This is a genomic window from Flavobacterium sp. DW-iso2 (assembly GCF_058725285.1).
Map to the genome: position 1 here is coordinate 1 of NZ_JBZXDY010000035.1, position 21,105 is coordinate 21,105.

Consider the following 21,105-nt stretch of genomic DNA (forward strand, 5'->3'; position numbering starts at 1 on the left):
TTGCATTTGGTATAATTTGGAAACACAAATATCAAGATTTTAATATTTCCCCACAACATTTTGTCTTGATCCTTTGTATTTGCTCGAAAGTACTAATTATTAGTTCTAGATAGATGTTTTCCTTTTTCACTTTTCTTTCCTTAAGATTAATCAATTTAAACAGAATGCTTTCTATACCTTTTTTAAAAAGTTTGGCAATGGTTTGGCAACTCCTAAAAAACAAAAACCCAATTATCTAATTATCAGATAATTGGGTTGTTAAAAGTGCGGATAATAGGACTCGAACCTACACGCCTTGCGGCACCAGATCCTAAGTCTGGCATGTCTACCAATTTCACCATATCCGCGTGCAATTGTGGGTGCAAATATAGACATAAGTTTGAACTTTCAAAGTATTTTTTTTAAAAATTTTTTCATTCTATTTTTTGTACTTTTGAAACTATAAAAAATTAGTTAATAAATGGAAAATATCAAGTCATACGTTCAAGAAAACAAAGATCGTTTCATCAACGAATTAATTGAATTATTAAAAATGCCTTCTGTAAGTGCTGATGCAGCCTACTCTCAAGATGTTATCGAAACTTCGGAAGCGGTAAAAGTAAGCCTAGAAAAAGCAGGTTGCGATTTCGTAGAAATCTGTGAAACGGATGGTTACCCAATTGTTTATGGGGAAAAAATAATAGACAAAAACTTACCTACGGTATTGGTTTATGGCCATTATGATGTACAACCGGCTGATCCAATGGAACTTTGGACTTCGCCCCCATTTGAACCAGTGATAAAAACCACTGATATTCATCCGGAAGGAGCCATTTTTGCTCGTGGTGCCTGTGACGACAAAGGCCAAATGTACATGCATGTAAAAGCATTCGAATACATGATTCAAAGCAATACTTTGCCTTGCAACGTGAAATTCATGATTGAAGGAGAAGAAGAAGTAGGGAGTGTCAACCTAAAAACCTTCGTTGAAAACAATACCGAAAAACTTAAAAATGATGTGATCTTAATTTCAGATACTGGAATGATCTCTAATCAACAACCTTCTATTACAACAGGTCTTCGTGGACTAAGCTATGTAGAAGTAGAGGTTACAGGACCCAACCGTGATTTACATTCTGGTTTATACGGTGGTGCGGTGGCCAATCCAATCAATATTTTGGCAAAAATGATTGCTTCACTTCATGATGAAAACAATCATATTACCATTCCTGGATTTTATGATAACGTTGAAGAATTATCTCTTGAAGAAAGAGCCGAAATGGCAAAAGCCCCTTTTAGCTTAGAAAAATATAAAAAAGCACTCGATTTAAAAGACGTCTATGGCGAAAAAGGCTACGTGACTAACGAAAGAAACTCTATTCGTCCCACATTAGACGTAAACGGAATCTGGGGAGGTTACACTGGTGCAGGAGCTAAAACGGTTATCGCAAGTCAGGCGTTTGCTAAAATCTCCATGCGTTTAGTACCCAACCAAGAATGGGAACAGATCACTGAATTATTCACAAAACATTTCATGAGTATCGCTCCTGATTCAGTAACCGTAAAAGTGACGCCGCATCACGGAGGTCAGGGTTATGTGACGCCTATCGACAGCATTGGCTACAAAGCCGCTAACATGGCTTATACGGAAACTTTTGGAGTTCCAGCCATTCCAGTTCGTTCTGGCGGAAGTATTCCTATTGTCGCTTTATTCGAAAAAGAATTAAAAAGCAAAACAATCCTAATGGGATTTGGTTTAGACAGCGATGCGATTCACTCGCCAAATGAACATTTCGGAATCTTTAATTACCTTAAAGGAATCGAAACTATTCCGTTGTTTTACAAATATTTTGTGGAGTTAAGCAAATAAACGCACTCCACATCCATCTACAAAATCCGTTCAGCAATGAGCGGATTTTTTTTTTGGCGTTACCTCGTTGCAGCAACAGCTATTTCAACCCACACGCTACTGCAGCAACAAGGGCGGGCTATTCGCTTCAATCTCTTTTGTCTCGTTTTAAGAACGAGACAAAAGAGGATTTCCACTGCTATCCCTAACGCACATACAACAACATTAAGTTACTACCACAAAAACAGAATCCAACAAGAATTTCCGCTAGCTGATTGCGGGTACTTCATAAAAACTCAGATTCTATACCATCTTAGAAGTACTTACTCGGTACTTATATATAGACTTTCGCTGCTGTAAATGACTATAATTCAAATAAATCACTTTAAAACTTGTTTATTTAAAATATATCTCTACATTTGTAGAGCAAGATTTGTATTTGTAGAAGTAAAAAGCATATGAAAAATTTAATGATCAGCTTAATTTGTATCTTTAGTTTGTTTTCGTGCAAAACCAAATCCATGAATCAAACCTTAGATAGAAAAAGGGAAGGACTTTGGATAGAAAAATATTCAATCGACAGCGCCCATTACAGATCAGTTGGAAAATATAAAAATGACGATCCTATAAAAAAGTGGCGCTATTATTTAGACGGCGTATTAATCAAGAAAGAGAAATACAAAGGCAATACATGCTTTACTAAATCCTATCATAACAACAGAAAAATACAAGCAAAAGGAGCAACAAAAATCGAAGACGACAAAAAGCAAATCCATTGGTATTATTCTGGAACATGGAAATATTACGACAACAAAGGCAACTTAACAACAACACGCCACTATAATAAAGGAGATTTAATCTCAGAAGAAAACAACACCTATAAAAAATAAAAAATGCAACAGTTAACAAACTCCGAAGAACAATTAATGGAACACCTCTGGAAACTGGAGAAAGCCTTTATGAAGGATTTACTAGAAGCATTTCCAGAACCAAAACCCAAGACAACGACCGTTGCTACTTTGTTAAAAAGAATGATCGACAAAGATTTTGTCGCCTACACCGAGTTTGGAAACTCTAGGGAATACTATCCTTTAGTACCCAAAACGGACTATTTCTCAAAACACGTCAACGGACTGATAAAGAATTTCTTTAACGATTCCGCTTCGCAATTTGCTTCTTTCTTTACCAATGAGACCAATCTGTCAGAAAAGGAACTAGAAGAGCTGAAAAAAATAGTAGATAGTGCCATTCAAAAAAAGAAAAAATGATAGACTTCCTCATCAAATCGACCATTTCATTGTGCGTACTTTTAGCCGTCTACCATTTAGCATTGGAAAAAGAAAAAATGCATCAGTTCAACCGGTTTTACTTATTGTTTAGTATCGTGTTTTCACTTTCGATTCCATTTATCACTATTGAAGTGATTCAAGAAATTACAAGTCCAATACTAGCACAAAACGACCTTAACACAGATGGAGAAACTTTAGCCGTTGTGCAAGACGCAACAAATTATTGGTTAGTTTCAATCTGGAGCATTTATGCCTTGGTAACAGCAATCCTATTATTTCGTTTTGCAAGAAACATTATAAAGTTGAACACCAAAACAAAATCGAATACAGCAATTGATTATAAAAATTCTAAATTAGTTTTATTAAAAGAGGAAACCTTGCCCTACACCTTCCTGAACACTATTTTTATCAACGAAGCAGCGTATTACAACAGGAAAATTGAAAAAGAACTATACACGCATGAGTTAATACATGTAACCCAAAGACACACGCTAGACGTTTTGGTTATAGAGACACTCAAAGCCCTGTTTTGGTTCAACCCTATTTTCATTTTTTATAAAAAAGCAATCCAACTCAATCACGAATTCTTAGCGGATGAGAAAGTGGTCAAAGCACACCATAATGTTCCGTTTTACCAGAATTTATTAATCTCGAAGGCAAACGCGAACCCAACCTATTACTTGGCCAGTAATTTAAACTATTCAGTAACTAAAAAACGATTAATTATGATGACAAAAACCACATCTACATCAAGAGCATTATTAAAAAAAGGACTTATTATTCCTTTATTGACTGTATTGCTATTTTCATTATGCACAAAGGTAGTAGCCCAAGAACAAAAAGCAGTAAAGGCTGAGCAGACGAAGAATCAACTTACCGGAATGGAGAAATATTTTGAAAATACTATTTTTAAGATCCGCGATGAAAAAGGAAAAATTGTAGCGGAAAAGAAATTCAGCGAACTATCTGATCAAGAGAAGAAAAATGTTCCGCCACCTCCACCTCCAGTAGCAAAACAAGCAACAAGCGAACAATCTGCCAATCTCAAAGAGGCAGAAGGCCCAAAATGGGTTGAATTAAGTATTTATGACAAGGAAGAAAATAAAGCGTACAAAGTTGCGGACACTCAAACAAAACCCACATTTCCTGGAGGAATGAATGAGTTTTACGAATTTGTCGCTGCAAATTTTAAAGTTTCAAAAGAGGCTACAGCTAACAAAATAAAGGGCAAAGTGTATGTAACCTTTATGGTAGAGAAAGATGGTTCCCTTTCAGAGTTTACCATTTTAAGAGACATGGGATATGGAACGGGAGAAGAAACTATTCGTGTATTAAAACTTAGTCCAAATTGGACTCCGGGAACAGTTGATGGTGAAGTCGCCCGAGTAATGTACAGTTTACCTATAACAATTCAATCTACGCCATAAGGACAATGTAAAAACAACAAATCCGCTTCTTCACGAAGCGGATTTGTTTTACTACAAACTAAAAAACTATTATCTAAATAGTAGCATCTGGTTTATAACCAAAATAAGTCATGGCCTGTTCTTTAAAAACAACCCCATATTCTTCTAACTCTTTCAATATTGGTAAATACACCTCTTTACGAATAGGAAGTTGTACGCCGGGCGTAGTAATCTTACCGTTTAAGATAAGTAAAGTTGCCATTGCAACTGGTAAACCAACAGTTTTTGCCATCGCTGTATAGGTTTCATCCTCGCCAATACAAACCATTTTAGAATCGATTTGTTTTTTAACACCATTTAATTCGTACCCGAATTTATGGTACATCACTATCATATCCTTATCGTCTGACTCCAACGTCCACTTATCACTTAATATTTTTTCCAATATTTGTGCTGGTGTGGCATTTTTAAGACCCACTATTTTATTGTCATTGAATAAATCCAACTCTAATAGTTTATCCCACATGATATCGTCCTGATCAATTTTTAAAATCAAGCGTGTCTTAATTTCAACCGAATCTGTAGGGTGATACGGCAAGAATGAGTTTACATATTGTCGGTAGCTCATGTTTTCCGAATCTTCCATCACATAGCTATCATCTGTCATTCCCAGTTGAATAAACATATTCCACGCTTTAGAAAAACCAACTCGGCGAATAGTTCCCCTGTATAAGGTTAATACGTCATCTAAACCATAAACGCTTCTATATTTTAATGAATCTCTGTTAGAATAAGCCTCAAAGCGGCCATAATCTTCTACTTCAAGGAATTCTGTTCTTCTAAATAAATTGCAATAGGGTATGTATTTGTACGTTCCTTCTTGAATAAATTTAGCAGCACCACCTTGTCCAGCAAGCACCACATTACGAGGAGCCCAAGTGAATTTATAATTCCAACGATTCGTATCTGATTCTGGAGCGACAAGACCTCCACAGAACGATTCGAATAAAAGCATTTTTCCGCCTTTATCACTTATTTCATCAATGATTTTCATGGCACTCATATGATCCACGCCAGGATCCAAACCAATTTCATTCATGAAAATCAAATTATTTTCCTTTACAGCTTCATCCAGTTCTTGCATGGCATCACTAACATAAGAAGCGGTAACCAAGTTTTTTTTATAAACAACACAATCTCTGGCAACCTCAATATGCAAATGAGCTGGCAACATCGAGATAACGATATCTGCTTTTACAATCGCTTCTTTTCTTTGATTGGCATCAAAAATATCTAAAGCTATTGCAGTAGCATTGGGATGATTATTTGTTTTCTTTTGGGCTAAAGCCAACGATAAATCACCAATAACAAGATGTAAGTTCTCCTTTTCTGATTTATTTAAAAGATAGTGTATCAACGAGGACGCTGACCTACCCGCACCTATAATTAAAATGGTTCTCATGTGTTTTATAAATATAACACAAATATATATAATTGTTATATTTATAACAAGTACTCTTTGTTAAAAACCATTTTATGTTTTCAACAAAATAAATACAGAGGCATAGCCCCATTTTTCTTTGAGCAAAAACTATAAATATTATAACCAAAAATCTTTTCTGTTAATCCTATAAAGAATACTTTTACAAAGAAAAACACTGAATAATGAATAATAAATCAATTTCAACAGCAGCCCTTTTTGGCATGATTGCAATAATATTAGGTGCATTTGGAGCACATGCCCTAAAAAAAGTACTACCGCCTGAACAATTAATTACATTTGAAACAGGAGTACGCTATCAAATGTACCATGCTTTGTTTTTACTATTTATTGGAATGTTAACTGACTTAAGTGCTAAAACAAAAAACATTATTAATTATTTAGTCGTTTTTGGTGTCACTTTATTTTCTGGATCCATCTATTTATTGGCTACAAACACCTTAACTTCTTTTGATTTTAAAGTCATCGGTTTTGTAACACCTATCGGTGGACTCCTGCTAATACTAGCCTGGGGTACATTACTGTTACACTATTTGAAGAAAAAGCCAACAAAAATTAGATAATTAAATCGTATCTAAAATATTAGCTCTACTTTTGTATTCGAATAATTTAACTACACAATACATAATTTTATGAATAATAACACACCGTTTACGCAATCGATTTCGTTGAAAGACTTGGGAATCGAAAACGCAAAGATTCATTATCAATTATCAGCCAACGAATTACATGACATGACCATCGCGTCAGGCCAAGGAATCGAAACTTCGACTGGTGCTTTAGCCGTGAATACTGGAGAATACACAGGACGCTCCCCTCTGGATCGATTTATTGTAAAAGATAGCATTACTGAGAACCAAGTTTGGTGGGGAAAAGTAAATATTCCTTTTGAGCCTACTGCTTTTGAAGCATTATACAAAAAAGTAACTTCTTACTTGTCTAATAAAGAAATATTCGTTCGAGATTCTTATGTATGTGCCGACCCTAATTACAGATTAAATGTTCGCGTAGTTACTGAAACACCTTGGACAAATTTATTTTGTTACAATATGTTTTTGAGACCAGAACAAGAAGAACTTGAGGAATTCACACCAGAATGGACCTTATTATGTGTTCCAAGTTTCATGGCAGATCCTGCAACTGACGGAACGCGTCAAAGCAATTTTGCTATATTGGATTTCACAAGAAAAGTAGTTCTTATTGGAGGTACCGGTTATACTGGTGAAGTAAAAAAAGGAATCTTTTCTGCCTTAAATTTCATCTTGCCTGTAGACAAAAATGCATTGCCTATGCATTGTAGCGCTAATGTAGGAGACAAAGAAGATACCGCTATTTTCTTTGGTTTGTCAGGAACGGGAAAAACAACTTTGTCAGCAGATCCACAAAGAAAATTGATTGGAGATGATGAACATGGTTGGACTAACGAAAATACCGTTTTCAATTTTGAAGGCGGATGCTATGCTAAAGTGATCAATCTTTCTGAAGAAAACGAACCAGATATCTTTAGAGCAATTAAAAAAGGAGCTGTTTTAGAAAATGTTATTTTTAAACAGGGGACAAATGAAGTTGACTTCGACGATGTTTCGATAACACCAAATACAAGAGTCAGTTACCCTATTTACCATATTGACAACATTCAACCAGGTTCTATTGGAAAAAATCCTAAAAACATCTTTTTCTTAACGGCAGATTCTTTCGGGATTCTACCTCCTATTTCAAGATTAACACCAGGACAAGCTGCATACCACTTTATCTCAGGATATACCGCAAAAGTAGCTGGAACTGAAGCTGGAGTAACAGAACCTCAACCTAATTTCTCTGCTTGTTTTGGAGCGCCATTTATGCCGCTTCACCCAACAAGATATGCTGAAATGTTGAGTAAAAAAATTCAAGAAGCAGATGTGAAAGTTTGGTTAATTAATACCGGATGGACCGGTGGAGCTTACGGAACAGGTAGCAGAATGAAATTAAAATACACTCGCGCCATGATTACTGCCGCTTTAAACGGCGAACTGGATGCAGTAGATTATAGAAACCATGTTGTCTTTGGAATTGCTATTCCGCAAAACTGTCCTAACGTACCTAGCGAAATATTAAATCCTAGAAACACTTGGGAAGACAAAGATTTATACGATCAAAAAGCAATCGAATTAGGACAAAAATTCAAAGCTAATTTTGCCAAATTTGAAGAGTTTGCCAATGCCGAAATTATGGCAGGCGCACCAAACGCATAAGTTAATTATAATTCAAAAAAGAAAAGAGCTGTTCTAACCGAACAGCTCTTTTTGATTTTAAAAACCTCCTAACGAAAAACACATGAGGGATTTATAACATTATTGATTTTTTGGCGTTAAATTTGCAATCATCCATCAATCAAAAAAATCAATCATGTTAAAACAATTCTTCATCCTCTGCTCAGGAGCTGACAATGAGATTCTGGAAGGCTGTTCCCAAGGAGAACAAACCAAATACGCAGGTATTGGCGCCACCGTTTTCTTTACTGCAGTCATGGCCTTTATCGCCAGTGCTTATGCCCTATTTACTGTTTTCGATAGTGTTTACCCCGCCCTACTTTTTGGATTAGTATGGAGTTTACTCATCTTCAATCTGGATCGATTCATTGTTTCTACTATTCGAAAAAGAGACAAATTTGGAAGTGAGTTTCTACAGGCCACTCCCCGAATTATTTTAGCCATTATTATTGCCATCGTAATATCGAAGCCATTAGAAATTAAAATTTTTGAGAAAGAAATCAATACCGTTCTATTGAAAGAGAAAAACGCTATGGCACTCGAAAACAAAAAAGAAGTAGCTAATTACTTCAAATCGGATTTAGATAAAAATAAAGCCGAAATTGCAAGCTTAAAATCGGATATTTCGAAAAAAGAAAAAGAGGTCAATACCTTGTACGAAACTTATATCACCGAAGCAGAAGGAACAAAAGGCACCTTAAAACTTGGCAAAGGCCCCGTTTTTAAAGAGAAAATAGCCAAACACAATCTTGCTTCTGCACAACTGGATACCATTCGAAAAAATAACTTGGAAAAAATTGCCGAAAAAGAAAAAACGGCAGCAGTACTTCAAGCCGATTTAGATAAAAAAGTAACCGAAACACAACCGATAATTGATGGATTTGACGGTTTGATGGCGCGTATAAATGCCTTAAACAAATTGCCGTCGCTTCCCTCATTCTTTATCATGCTATTATTTTTAGCCATTGAAACGTCTCCTATTATCGCTAAATTGCTGTCTCCAAAAGGAGAGTACGATTTTAAACTGGAAGATCTAGAGACAGCCTTAAAAGCTACTTTAGAACAAGACAAATACCAGCGCAATTTATTAGTCAAAACAAGCGCCATGATGCATGATAAGGTCTATGAAGACATTGCGCAAGACAAAAGTCTCTATGACTTACAACGAAAAAAAGCAACAGAGTTACTGGAATTACAAGCTACTAATTTTGTAGAAAAGCAAAAGAGAACTTTATAATACTAAAAAAGGTCAAATGATAAGAACTACCATTTGACCTTTTTACTTTGTATACACACTTTATTACATAAAGCTTAAAATCTCTTTTTTATAATTATCATATTCACCCTGCAGAATAAGTCCGTTATCCAGTAGCTTCTTATAATTCTGTAATTTTTCAAACAACTCATCTTGAGATAATCCAGCTAATCCATTTTCTTTGGGTGTTTCAGAAGGAGTTGCAAAATCGTCGTTCCTAATAGGCAAAGGCGGCGGAGTGACAGGCATTAACTCACTAAAACTGGTCACTTCTTCCGTTTCCATTTCTTCAATAATCTCAAATTCATCAGTATCCTCAACTGAAATTTCATCAATCGCCATTGCATTTGACACCGCACCGTTTTTCAGAATATCCAACTGTTCCTTAGCATAAGTAAAGATTTTTCTAGCTTGAATTTTTGGTATATAATCGATGGAAACAGCCATATCCGTCTTCGTCGAAAACGAAAATTCAGAACCTAATATGTTTTCTTTTACAAAAGTTCCTTCGATTTGATCCCAGGTATAGTCTGTAAAATCCATAGAAAGCCCGAAGTTTTTAGGCTGACAAATAATAATTCGCTTATTTGTCAAAACGATACTATCCGGAAAAACGGTAAGCGCCGGTTTTTTCTGAACCGCTATATACCCAATTTCTTCATTTCTCATCAATAGATCATTCAGCTTTGAAGTAATCTTTTCAATTGCTTTAGGATCTTGTTCCTCGTTTAAAAATTTCTTGATCTGTTCTTTCATGTTGTACTGAACTTTATTATACGGAGCTTTATGCAGCAACTTTGTTTTTTCTGATACAAAAGTAATACCAAATTACGATATATAGACAAGCCTATTTTATTTATTTTTTTTACAAAAAAAAGATTAAGCTTTTAAAACATACTCTATTATGAAATTTATGAACATCAAAAAACAAGCGTTAAAACATCTGGTATTTTCTTATCTCCCAATTTCATGAATTATAGATTAATCGCTACTGCATCTGGCTTTTCTTCTCGAATGAGTGAATTGAAAGAGAAAATATGGTCAAACTATTAAAAGACTAACATTCATTAATCTTTATCTTATGATTATTTTCATAATCAAGTTCCTTTGCTTCTGGAATTTTTATCTGAGAAAAAAAATCTGAAACTTCATTTTTTTTCATAAAGTCTTTCACTAAATGATATCACTATAGTCTCTAATGATTAGAGACGCTATTCATAGAAAGCAAATAGGGGGAAAAGGTGGTTTGTAGAACGAGTATCTATCTCAGCAATTCTAAATGCTCATTCCCTTTAAAAGTTATTGTTTTGGAAAGGAAGAACACCCAAAACACAATCCCTAGAGCTACGATAATTGAACTAGCTACATCAGGAAATAGAGACAATGCAACCCGTTAGTTAAGAACACTTTGCGCCTAATACAAACCTCAATTCACACTCGTCATAAAATGGTAAATAATTAGAGCGATTCAGTCCCTATGTTTCTCAATTATTTAACCAATTAGATTTGAGGCAATCTTTATGTCTTTGATTTCTTTAATAAAAAAACCCATTAAAGTAGCAGGTCACTATGGTGTAAGGCATCAAATTGATCAACAACATTTTTATTCTTTCTTCCAATAATATAAAACATTTTATGCTTTTTTTCTGCTTTTACTTGAAGTGCGACCACACTTTTGGCAGCATACTGGTCAATGGCAATCAGTTTTTCTAATGAAACGACGATACCACTTGAGTCTGCCATCAAAGTATTCAAATGATTCTCTAAATAGACACTGTTTTGAGAATTCAACAAACCCTTAATTTCATAAATACCTGTATTATAAGTTATTTGAATCGCCATACTATTTCTATTTAGTTGTTAATACTGATGCAAATATCCTCAGTTTTGATTTGATTGTCTTTAATTCTTCGACGAACTGCATGTTAGTGTAGATGAAACATCAATCCTTTAACCTCAACTTGTATCTCTATATAAATCAATAACTTGAACAACATTAAATTAATTAACAAGGTTGTTCTTTTTTAAAATATCTAAGAAGACTATCCTAAAAGTAAAACAGCACGTCTGTGCTGCAAAGCTGCCAATGGCCTTAACATTCGAACTAAAAAAGTATTAGACACCAATATTGAATTAAAAAAAAGACTACCCTAGTAAACTTGAAAAAGAACTTAATTATTTAGGTAGAGAAAGACATAAATCACAAAATATGTATGATAAAGCATTGGAATTTTTAAAAATCCAAATTAGGCCATACACTATAAAAAAACAAAGAAAGAACAAATGTCTACAGTTGAAGAAAAGATTCATTATGTGTTTTATAAACTTAAAGCCACTGCCCTAGCAACTCTTACATCAATTTGAATTCCCACATCTACTAAATCGCGTTATAACACGAGTTACAATACAGGAAAACGGAAGACACAACCCCTAAGAACGCCGCAAAACCTATAATTTCTCAGCAAGAGCGAAATATAAATTCCATCCAAAAATTAATTAGACCTTAAATGCTGGAATACCATTGGCAAATTCAGATACAAATAAGCATTAACACAGAGGTTCTTCCTACTAAAACGTTGAAATTACAGGATTTAAAAATAAGGTATAAAAGAAATTTAAATACAACGAACGCTTTTCAAATTACAACTCTATATTCATAACAAAAAAAAACTGCTCGTGGTAGCAGTTTTTTGTATTAACTAAACTTAAGGTATCAGAAAATTTGTTTTAGAAAAATTTGTTTTACTATCTCTAAATTCACAACAGCTAAACCGCCATAAAATTCAAAGACTAATCGTATTCTTTTTTTATTTAGAAACAGAGTTGTTTTATTTTGTTTCGCAGTCCAAATATACTTGCAAGTGTATAGGTAATCAGAAATTTTCGGTGAGATTCAATTTCCCTACGACCAATGGTTATATTAGAGCGATAAAAACAGTTAATTTATATGTTTAGGTTTTTTTATGATTTCTACTTGGCTAATTGTAATTCATTATCATCCAGTCCAATAAGTTTACGAACTTCAATCGAGTTTGGCAAGCTGAGCTCATCATTTAAATGAACTAAAAATGGCTCTAACAATGAATGACTTATAACAAAAGTTGTTTTACTATTTTGACAGGCTATATCCGCATCAAATTTACTCAATGGCCCTGCCCATTTTAGATTATAACAGTAGCCAAATGCTTTATTTCTTACAAAAGTAACATTCTTATCATTTATCATAGACCATCGCGCAGACACTAAATAACAACCTGTAATTTCATCTGCGATAGAATCTATATTTGTAGAATCTGTAATTGGTAATTTTAGCTCCATCTTATCGTTTTTAAACACATTACTAAAGTAGTAATAATTTAGACGAAATACATTTTTAATCGACGAAATACAATCTTTATTAACTATTATAAGATTTTACTTATAATTATAGCAAATTCAATCTCTTCATTAACTCCGGTCTATTTGCCCGGCTTACGGGAATTACATCTTTAGCAATTAAGACGCTGTTATCTTCGATATCAATAATTTTTTTAGTATTGATAATAAAAGAACGATGCACTTTTAAAAATAAATCTTTAGGTAATTTATCCTCGATCTTCTTGAGGGTAGAATGAACAATATAATTTTTACCGTCCGTTTTGATATGAATATAATCTCCTTTTGCTTCCACAATATTTACTGAGGCCATTTCAATTTTTATTAACCTTCGATCAATATTGATATAAAATTCATTCGCATTGTCCTCTCCTTTTGGTTTAACTTCTTTTGAAGAAGCGTTTGTTTTCATAATAATTGCTTTTTGAACTGCTTTAATAAAACGATCTTTGGTAATGGGTTTTACTAAATAATCCACAATACATTCATATTCAAATGCTTCAATAGCAAAATTTCTATCGGAGGTTACTAAAATGATATGAGGTGGGTTTTTTATCGTTTGAATAAAATCAAAACCGGTAAAATTAGGCATATGAATATCTAAAAAAATCAAATCAACTTCGTTTTGATTTAAAAATTTAATTGCTTCAATAGCATTAGAAAAATCAGCTACAACTTCAATAACTGTATAGTTGGCTATGAATTGAATCATTATGGCTCTTGCCATCTCCTCATCGTCTATAATAATGCAATTCATTTAAAGCTGTTTTTTACAATTGTATAACAAACTCTTGCATAGCCTTTAGAATTGCTTCAAAATCATTTTTTAAGGCTACTGAGTTACCATTTAAATTATCTTCATAATCTGAAGCAATATAATAACTTTTTTCGAGACCTAAGATAGAAACTTTATGCTTTAATTTATGAACTGCTTTTGCAGCTTGCACATAATTAGCCTTTTCTATTTCTTCCTGATAAACTTGCACTTCCACTGGAAGCTGTCTTTTTAGTATATCAATGATTTTAATTTTGAATTCTTCATTGTCTCCTGATAATTCATTAATGTAATTTAAATTAGGTGTTTCCATTGTCTTTTGGTATTGTGAAATAAAAAGTGCTTCCAATGCTTTCTTGACTTTCAAGCCAAATTTTTCCTCTATAAAATTCTATTATTTTTTTTACTATCGAAAGGCCTATGCCTGATGATTTCCCATCATTGTGTAACTTAGAAAAAACATCAAAAATTTTATTCTGATACACCTTCGGAATCCCTATCCCATTGTCCTTGACGTCAAAAATAATTTCGTTTTCATTTTCTAAGCACCCTATTTCGACAATTACCTTTTCTTTGTCATTGTATTTAATCGCATTTTGAATTAAATTTTGGAACAGTTGTTTGAATCTAAAATCATTTCCAATAATTTTAGGTAACTTATTTCTTACCGTAACCACCACATGATCAGGAACTTCAATAATATTTAAAACATCTTGAATCAAGACATTCAAATCAATAAGCCTCTCTTCATCTAGCTGGCTTTCTACTGACGAATAATTCAAAATTCCTTTAATTAATAAATCCATCTTCTCAACATTAGAAAGAATTAGATTTAAAGATTTCAGGTTGTTCTCATTCATCATTTCCTCATTATCCTCAATAAACCAGTTGATAAGCGTATCAATACTCCTTAATGGTGCTTTAAGGTCATGCGAAACCATGTGCGCATATTCATTCAATGCAATATTTTGTTTCTCTAGATTGAATAAGAGCTCTTCCCGTTGCTTATTAATTTTAATAATTTCAATGGATTGTTGTTTGATATATACTGACGAATCAAAACTCTCGTTTTCAGAAATTTGTTCTGGATCCAAACTCATCGACTCCAATATGGAGTGTAGATTTTCATTAACCTCTTTCAAACTTTCTGCTTCGTCTCGCAATCTTTGGTTGGCTTCAAATAACTCATCAGAGCTTATTTTCATTGCATGTTGCAGCATTTCAATTTGACTTTCATAGTTTCCATAAGACTCATTTACAGCGTCCAAAAAAATATCTAAATCATTCAAACCGCCTTTGAGTTTTTTATCGATCTGCCTTTTTAATAATGAATGCATTATTCGCTAATTAGGGTTAATGTCATAGTTTGATTGTGTAATTCACAAGAAATACTTCCGTTAAAAGGCGCCATTTCTCCATAGGAATATAAGCCCGCCATAGGCACGCGCTCTCCAATAACTTCCTGCACTTGCTCTACTTCTTCTTCTACTCTTTGATTCATCACTAATTTACGACCAATGCAGCTCACCAAAAGAGCCAATTCAGGTTTGCTTTTTCTATTTGCCATGGCAAATTTTGCAGCAGTATGAGCTCCTTGTACAATTCCGTCAACAGAGGCCATCATTAATTGAACTCTAGAATTCACAGGAACATCTCCCGCCAAAATCATCGATTGATCATCATTATTAATATTCAAAATAGTACGTACTACTGGTTCCGTCTTACCATCGGGAGTCACGCTTAATGGGTACAAAAGTGAAGCCTGAGGCAATTCATTCGATTTTTCACCTAAATATTTCTTATACAAATCCAGAGCGGGTTGACCGTCAATTTCATATAAAATATTACCTTCTGATTTTGTTATTACCCGTTCTGGTCCAAAAGGAATCCAGCCACCAAAACTGGCATAAGAGATTTCTAAACTATCTCCATAAAAACCTATCAAAATCACTTCCCCTTCTTTAGGATCTTCCTTATAAGAAGCAAGCGTTTTTTCAAAACGAGCATCATCACCACACATTCCTCCTGTAATTGATATTTTAGAATCAATATTAGTTTCTAAACCGTTGATCAACGAACTTCCATTAACAAAACTCCCCTCTGACAGAACAAACAAGTGTTTTAAATTGTCTTTAGGTATTTTATTATACAGTGCTTCGCCTAAATCCCTAGCATTTTTAGCATAGTCTACTATATTTTCACGCTCTACGATAAAACTTGATTTTTCGAATTCAATGGCAGTAACAGAAATAGATTCATCATTAACATTACAACAAATTATCTCACCAGCAGTAGATCCAAATACAAGATCTTGATAAGGAAACTCTTTCCTAATAGCTGCAATTACCTCCTGGTTTTCTAATAAATATCTATTCCCAAAAATCAAAACTAAAGGATTCTTAAGAATTGCTTTTTCTTGAAAATACTGCCATTCTTTATTGGCTTCTTTATAAGCTTGAATAATTTTCATAGTTATTTTTTTAGTTTAACAAAGAACGTAGTCCCTTTTCCTTCTTCACTGTCTAGCCAAATTTCTCCCTTATAGAAGAGAACTATTTTTTTCACGATAGACAATCCTAACCCCGTTGAGTGTTTGCTAGTAGTATATGCTTTAAAAGTTTCGAAAATTTTAGAATGAATTTTTTTTGGCATTCCTACTCCATTATCTGCTATGGAAAATACATAGTGAGAGCTGAATTCCTCACAGGCTATTTCAACCAATCCATTTTCTTTATCGATATAATTCACTGCGTTTCCAATTAAATTTTGAAACAACTGTTGAATTCTGAATCGATCTGCTTTTATAATGGGTAGTGGGTTATTAATTGTGACTTTTATATGTTCTGGAACATGAATCATATCAATAATACCTTTTACAATATCATTGGTTTTCACATCCTCCCCCTTAGACACTTCTTTATCAATTTTAGAATAGGTTAAAATCCCTTCAATCAAATGATCCATTTTTTCAACCTTGTGTTCAATTAATGAAAAATATTTCAATGTTTGTTCTTCAAAATCTTTTTCATTCTCTTCCTTAATCCATGATATTAACGAATTGATACTTCGCAAAGGCGATTTTAAATCATGCGAAACAATTTGCGCGTAATCTTCTAATTCTTTGTTGGTTTTTGCTAAATCGCTTATTAAATTTTCTTTTTGCTCCTCAAGTACTTTCCAAGCTGTTATATCCTCTTCAATAGCAAAAAATTTAATGATAACTCCGTTTTTATCATACAAGGCTTGCCCTTGAATTCGTACCCAATATTTTTCTTTGTTTTTAGAGTAATTGACAAGCTCACAATTAAACGGCAAGCCTTTCGCAATTTGTTCGCTCATATAAGTCACTGTTTCATTATTAGAGTCGGCTCCTTGAAGTAATTTCCTTGGTTTTTCACCTAAAATTTCGTTTTCTGTATAGCCCGACATTTTCAGAAAACTGGTGTTAGCCCATTCAATATTGCCACTAGGATCGCAAATAATTACCGCATTTATATTTTTTTCAGCTATTAAAGAAAGAAGATAGAGTTGTTGCTCTTGCTCTTTTTGATCCGTAATATCTAGATGAATTCCTATTGAGCCTATTAAATTACCATGAACATCATAATTAGGCGCTCCACTGATGAGCCAAGTTCTATCTTCATTATTTTTATCCTTGACATTCATCTCATATGAGTCAGAGATGCCTTCAGATCGCAACCGATCTTTTGATTGAAGTATTTTTTTACTCTCTTGGGTCAAAAACAATCCACTTGCTTTATGCCCTACCATTTCCTCTATAGCATAACCACTCATGTCTAGAAAACTTTGATTCGCCATGAGAATCTTATCGTTGAGATCTACCTCTAATAAACCCAAATTCATATTAGCAATAATGCCTCTGTATTTTTCTTTTTCAATCTCTAGGCTTTCATCATATCTCTTTTTAAGTGAAATATCTTCCAGCATTGCAAAATATTGCGTAGCATTTCCTTGGGAATCAGTAATAGGCTGTGCTTTTACTCGCGACCAAAAAGGGGTACTATTTTTTCGAGCATGTAGTAACTCAACTTCAAAGGACTCACCTGCATAAAACGAATTAATCATTTTTTTTATTTCCTCTTTATCTGTATCCATAGTTCTCCCTAATTCAATGGGGGTTCTTCCTATGATTTCTGATTTAGAGTAGCCTGTTAATGCTAAAAAAGCATCATTACACCAAAAAATACTTCCGTCTAATTTAGTAAAAACAACACCGTTGTTATTAGCACTAGCGACATAAGAAAGTCTATTGAGTTCCTCCTTATCTTTTTTAAGCTGATTTTTCTGAGTATTGATTGTGAGTAACAACTCCTTCAACTCCTTTGAAGTATTCTCAGCATTATTGAGAACATGGAGCAAATCTAACAATGAGTCGTTATGAGCAAAATCTTCGAAGGTCAATTTCCTATCAATTACTTCACTCATAGAAGTGAACCAGGGCGAGCCAACAAATAACAAACTGTCTCCCGTTTGTTCAAACTGCCCTCTTAGCAAGAGCTCCGTTTTGGAATACTTTAATAAAATATGTTGGTCGCTATTATTAATAATTTCTTGAAAAGAAATAGTTTTTATATGAGGCCTCACTATTTCAAAAAAATCTGTAAATAAATTTTCTTTTTCAAGGTCTGGACATACTTTAGCAAGGCTTTTTCCAAAATTTAATATCCGGAAATCGGGACTTAACTGGAAATAAAAGGGAAATAATCTATTAAAGCTTTCTTCATTAAAATATAATCCTAATCCACTCATCTGTCTACCAATTTACTTTGAATATTTCGTGTGAACTTCCCTCATTTCTACATTGAATTAACTCAAGGACAACGGGGGTTTTGTAAACAATTCCTAATCCTTGAATAATACCCCTAACAAAATCTTGAAGACCCTCCCTTTTTGAAAAATAATGCAAATTCAGCCCTTTTGCACAAATATCACTTACTTTAAATTCTGGCGGAGTGAGTTTAGGGTAAATCAACATTACTCGGTTGTGGAAGTTAGGTAAATTTATTAAAAAATCTCGTAAATTATTCCCTCCAGATTCCATTAATCCGGGATATTTTTCTTTGGTAGTTTTGACCACCCACCATTCACCAAAGGCAATCAAAACTTCACTTAATGTCATATTCATTTCCTCAGAAACGGCAGTAGCTATTTTGTAGGTCACCTCATCATCATAGATTTCATTGCTTAAAAAAAAATCAATGTCTACACCACTCCTTTCGCGAACAGTTTCCCATTTATCTCTTCCAAAGTTAGCAATAACTAAGTCTTCTATTGATTTATTGACTATTCCGTACATATATTCTAGTTGGTGATTAATTCATTTGAACTCCAATACTCAATTAGTTTCGTGATTCTATCGACATAATCAGGGTATTTCAAAGGTTTGATAACATAACCCGCAATCCCTATTCTATAACATTCTAAAATATCTTTACGATTACTTGAAGTAGTTAAAATAATAGCTGGAATATACTTCAAATAATCATCCGCTTTTAAGATTCTCAAAAATTCAATTCCATTAATCTTTGGCATATTTAAATCTAAAACGATAATATCTGGAACAACCTCTTTCACTTTTAATATTTCAATAGCTTCCTCCCCATTATTGGCTTCAACAATTTTATGACTTAATTTTAAGGCACTCAAAACCCTATTAAACTTCATCACTTCAATTTCGTCGTCTTCAATTAACAATATATTTAGCGCCTTGCTCATGTTTTTTTGGGATATAATTTTTACAAATAAATATATTCCGAATATAAGAAAAACAATGTCTTATTCGGTAATTAATCTATTACTATAGTTGAATCGACGATAAGTGTCGACGAATAGCATTAAGAGTTCTCTATCTCCTGTTGTATTTTCTTTTTTAAAGTTTTAAAAATTAATTTATACGAGTGATCGATCAATTCTTTAATAAGTGAATCTGGGACGTCTTTATTTATAGAAACGGTATTCCAATGTATTTTACTCATATGAAACCCTGGCTTAATGTCATCACATTGTGCCCGAAGTTCTTGCGCACGATCAGGATCACATTTTAAATTAATAGCGGGCGCTCCTAATTCCCATTTTGTCAAAGAAGTCAAAGCAAACATTTTACCTCCTACTTTAAACACCAGCGTATCTTCATCAAAAGGAAAGTGTTCAGTCACTCCTTTTTTAGAAAGACAATATTCGTAATAGGTTTCTAGGTTCATGTATAATTCCGTTAAAAAATTATTTATTGGTTTTTTCCATCATTCTCTCTGGTTTTGCCAAAACAGTGAACCCAAATTTTTTGTACAAAAAATGTGCGTCAGCAGTTGCTAATCTCCATATTTGAACTTCTTTTAATTGCGGCTCCTTCATCATTGCATCAACTAAAATGGAGGAATATCCTTTTCCGCGATGTTCTTCAGTAATGAATACATCCATCACATAGGCAAAAACTACATAATCTGTAATTACTCTTGCAAAGCCAATTTGTTGCTCATCAAGATATATTCCAAAACAAAATGAATGGTCAATTGTAGTCTGTACCTCCTCGATTGTTCGTCCAGCTGCCCAATAAATATCTTTTAGAAAATGCTGAATAAAAGAAATGTCTAATTTACTTTTATCGGTAGAAACAGTTATCATATCTAAATTTCAGTATTCACAATAGCATATAAAACAGGTTTGCTCGGGCTCGCATCATTTTCAAAAGAAGCAATTTGTAAATTTAGTAAATAAGTCCCGTCTAGAATATCCTCTGAAACGTAAATCATCTCAGTTATAGTAGCGTCTAATCGGGCATCTGAATTTAAATTATTCACGTCAGTCACATTCCAAAATGCTTTATGTGCCAAGAGTTTCCCCTCGTCCTTTTCTTTATCTACACTAGGCAAATCGATTAGTAAGTGTTGGATTCCGCTTTCGCGAAGAAACAAAGCAGCATCTTCATCCAAAAACGGCGGATTTGTATGTGAATATTTTCGGGATAATTTATCCTCGGCGTTTGGTAAGGTTCGAATAACTATTGCTTCCGGCGTTTTCCCTTCTAAAGCACTAACAAGAGCCTCTTTGGTAACAACAAAATCCCTATCCTGATCATCCAGTTCTATCGAAACTAGTTCAGCAATGAAAAAAAATTGTTTCAACAATTGATTGATGCTGTAAAATTCACGTGTAATATGACCCAGACATTCCGTATGGGTTCCATGTCCGTGCGGATTAAAAAGAATGTTGTTAAAATTAGTCGAAGACATCCCTTCGGATACTTTTCCGACCCATTCTCCAAAACGAACGGGGTCAATTACTGGCTTTTCAATATACCAAGCAATAGGGTTCGCATCTGTATTAGATAACGGAATCGAAATATCAATGGGTTTTGATAAGTCTACTTGAAAATTATTTATTGTTGCTATCATAGTTTTCTTAAC

At 33.8% G+C, this 21,105-nt stretch carries 21 protein-coding genes and 1 tRNA gene; 7 read left to right on the forward strand and 15 right to left on the reverse strand.

Annotated elements, in window-relative coordinates:
* Nucleotides 1-265: 265 nt before the first annotated feature.
* Nucleotides 266-347, reverse strand: a tRNA-Leu gene (locus tag AC4PRO_RS16740).
* 113 nt (nt 348-460) lie between these two features.
* On the opposite strand from AC4PRO_RS16740, the gene AC4PRO_RS16745 reads away from it, so the two are divergent.
* The 4 genes from AC4PRO_RS16745 (at nt 461) to AC4PRO_RS16760 (ending at nt 4,544) form a co-directional block, all read left to right on the forward strand.
* On the forward strand, nt 461-1,849 hold the full coding sequence (locus tag AC4PRO_RS16745) for a dipeptidase (RefSeq protein WP_492118192.1): 1,389 nt from the start codon (nt 461-463) through the stop codon (nt 1,847-1,849).
* 500 nt (nt 1,850-2,349) lie between these two features.
* Entirely contained in the window at nt 2,350-2,718 is a 369-nt protein-coding gene (locus AC4PRO_RS16750) for a hypothetical protein (RefSeq protein WP_492118193.1), read from the forward strand.
* 3 nt (nt 2,719-2,721) lie between these two features.
* A complete protein-coding gene (locus tag AC4PRO_RS16755) occupies nt 2,722-3,096 on the forward strand; it encodes a BlaI/MecI/CopY family transcriptional regulator (protein ID WP_492118194.1) in 375 nt (124 codons plus the stop codon).
* Nucleotides 3,093-4,544: a M56 family metallopeptidase gene (locus AC4PRO_RS16760; protein ID WP_492118195.1), complete on the forward strand. Its 1,452-nt coding sequence runs from the start codon at nt 3,093-3,095 to the stop codon at nt 4,542-4,544. The genes AC4PRO_RS16755 and AC4PRO_RS16760 overlap by 4 nt, the downstream gene beginning before the upstream one ends.
* Before the next feature lie 73 nt (nt 4,545-4,617).
* Here the strand turns inward: AC4PRO_RS16760 and AC4PRO_RS16765 are convergent, their stop codons facing one another.
* Entirely contained in the window at nt 4,618-5,985 is a 1,368-nt protein-coding gene (locus AC4PRO_RS16765) for a saccharopine dehydrogenase family protein (RefSeq protein ID WP_492118196.1), read from the reverse strand.
* Nucleotides 5,986-6,188: 203 nt separating this feature from the next.
* Here AC4PRO_RS16765 and AC4PRO_RS16770 point away from each other — a divergent pair, with 203 nt between their 5' ends.
* From AC4PRO_RS16770 to AC4PRO_RS16780, 3 genes are all read left to right on the forward strand, one after another.
* A complete protein-coding gene (locus tag AC4PRO_RS16770; protein WP_492118197.1) occupies nt 6,189-6,587 on the forward strand; it encodes a DUF423 domain-containing protein in 399 nt (132 codons plus the stop codon).
* A gap of 69 nt (nt 6,588-6,656) precedes the next feature.
* A complete protein-coding gene (gene pckA, locus AC4PRO_RS16775; RefSeq protein WP_074724185.1) occupies nt 6,657-8,258 on the forward strand; it encodes a phosphoenolpyruvate carboxykinase (ATP) in 1,602 nt (533 codons plus the stop codon).
* Nucleotides 8,259-8,412: 154 nt separating this feature from the next.
* The gene (locus tag AC4PRO_RS16780) at nt 8,413-9,513 is read left to right on the forward strand and encodes a DUF4407 domain-containing protein (RefSeq protein ID WP_492118198.1); all 1,101 of its coding nucleotides are present in this window, start codon (nt 8,413-8,415) and stop codon (nt 9,511-9,513) included.
* Nucleotides 9,514-9,576: 63 nt separating this feature from the next.
* On the opposite strand, the gene AC4PRO_RS16785 is transcribed toward AC4PRO_RS16780, so the two are convergent.
* The 13 genes from AC4PRO_RS16785 to AC4PRO_RS16845 form a co-directional block, all read right to left on the reverse strand.
* Nucleotides 9,577-10,287 (reverse strand): PH domain-containing protein, encoded by a 711-nt coding sequence (locus AC4PRO_RS16785; RefSeq protein ID WP_492118199.1) that lies wholly within the window; start codon nt 10,285-10,287, stop codon nt 9,577-9,579.
* A 795-nt stretch (nt 10,288-11,082) separates the two neighbouring features.
* The gene (locus AC4PRO_RS16790; RefSeq protein ID WP_074724183.1) at nt 11,083-11,373 is read right to left on the reverse strand and encodes a hypothetical protein; all 291 of its coding nucleotides are present in this window, start codon (nt 11,371-11,373) and stop codon (nt 11,083-11,085) included.
* 1,128 nt (nt 11,374-12,501) lie between these two features.
* On the reverse strand, nt 12,502-12,849 hold the full coding sequence (locus AC4PRO_RS16795; RefSeq protein WP_492118200.1) for a hypothetical protein: 348 nt from the start codon (nt 12,847-12,849) through the stop codon (nt 12,502-12,504).
* 106 nt (nt 12,850-12,955) lie between these two features.
* A complete protein-coding gene (locus AC4PRO_RS16800) occupies nt 12,956-13,663 on the reverse strand; it encodes a LytR/AlgR family response regulator transcription factor (RefSeq protein WP_492118201.1) in 708 nt (235 codons plus the stop codon).
* A 13-nt stretch (nt 13,664-13,676) separates the two neighbouring features.
* A complete protein-coding gene (locus AC4PRO_RS16805) occupies nt 13,677-13,994 on the reverse strand; it encodes an Hpt domain-containing protein (RefSeq protein ID WP_492118202.1) in 318 nt (105 codons plus the stop codon).
* Complete coding sequence (locus AC4PRO_RS16810; protein WP_492118203.1) at nt 13,981-15,018, reverse strand: sensor histidine kinase; 1,038 nt, start codon at nt 15,016-15,018, stop codon at nt 13,981-13,983. The genes AC4PRO_RS16805 and AC4PRO_RS16810 overlap by 14 nt, the downstream gene beginning before the upstream one ends.
* Entirely contained in the window at nt 15,018-16,151 is a 1,134-nt protein-coding gene (locus tag AC4PRO_RS16815) for an FIST signal transduction protein (RefSeq protein ID WP_492118204.1), read from the reverse strand. The genes AC4PRO_RS16810 and AC4PRO_RS16815 overlap by 1 nt, the downstream gene beginning before the upstream one ends.
* Nucleotides 16,152-16,153: 2 nt before the next feature.
* Nucleotides 16,154-18,451 carry a PAS domain-containing protein gene (locus AC4PRO_RS16820; RefSeq protein ID WP_492118205.1) on the reverse strand — a complete coding sequence of 766 codons (2,298 nt, stop codon included), beginning with the start codon at nt 18,449-18,451 and terminating at the stop codon, nt 16,154-16,156.
* Nucleotides 18,452-18,455: 4 nt separating this feature from the next.
* Nucleotides 18,456-18,998 carry a heme NO-binding domain-containing protein gene (locus AC4PRO_RS16825; RefSeq protein WP_492118206.1) on the reverse strand — a complete coding sequence of 181 codons (543 nt, stop codon included), beginning with the start codon at nt 18,996-18,998 and terminating at the stop codon, nt 18,456-18,458.
* A gap of 5 nt (nt 18,999-19,003) precedes the next feature.
* Entirely contained in the window at nt 19,004-19,417 is a 414-nt protein-coding gene (locus tag AC4PRO_RS16830) for a response regulator (RefSeq protein WP_492118207.1), read from the reverse strand.
* A gap of 119 nt (nt 19,418-19,536) precedes the next feature.
* Nucleotides 19,537-19,902 carry an MmcQ/YjbR family DNA-binding protein gene (locus AC4PRO_RS16835; protein WP_492118208.1) on the reverse strand — a complete coding sequence of 122 codons (366 nt, stop codon included), beginning with the start codon at nt 19,900-19,902 and terminating at the stop codon, nt 19,537-19,539.
* 19 nt (nt 19,903-19,921) lie between these two features.
* Complete coding sequence (locus tag AC4PRO_RS16840; protein ID WP_074724173.1) at nt 19,922-20,323, reverse strand: GNAT family N-acetyltransferase; 402 nt, start codon at nt 20,321-20,323, stop codon at nt 19,922-19,924.
* A 2-nt stretch (nt 20,324-20,325) separates the two neighbouring features.
* Nucleotides 20,326-21,093: a cyclase family protein gene (locus AC4PRO_RS16845; protein WP_492118209.1), complete on the reverse strand. Its 768-nt coding sequence runs from the start codon at nt 21,091-21,093 to the stop codon at nt 20,326-20,328.
* Nucleotides 21,094-21,105 lie beyond the last annotated feature (12 nt).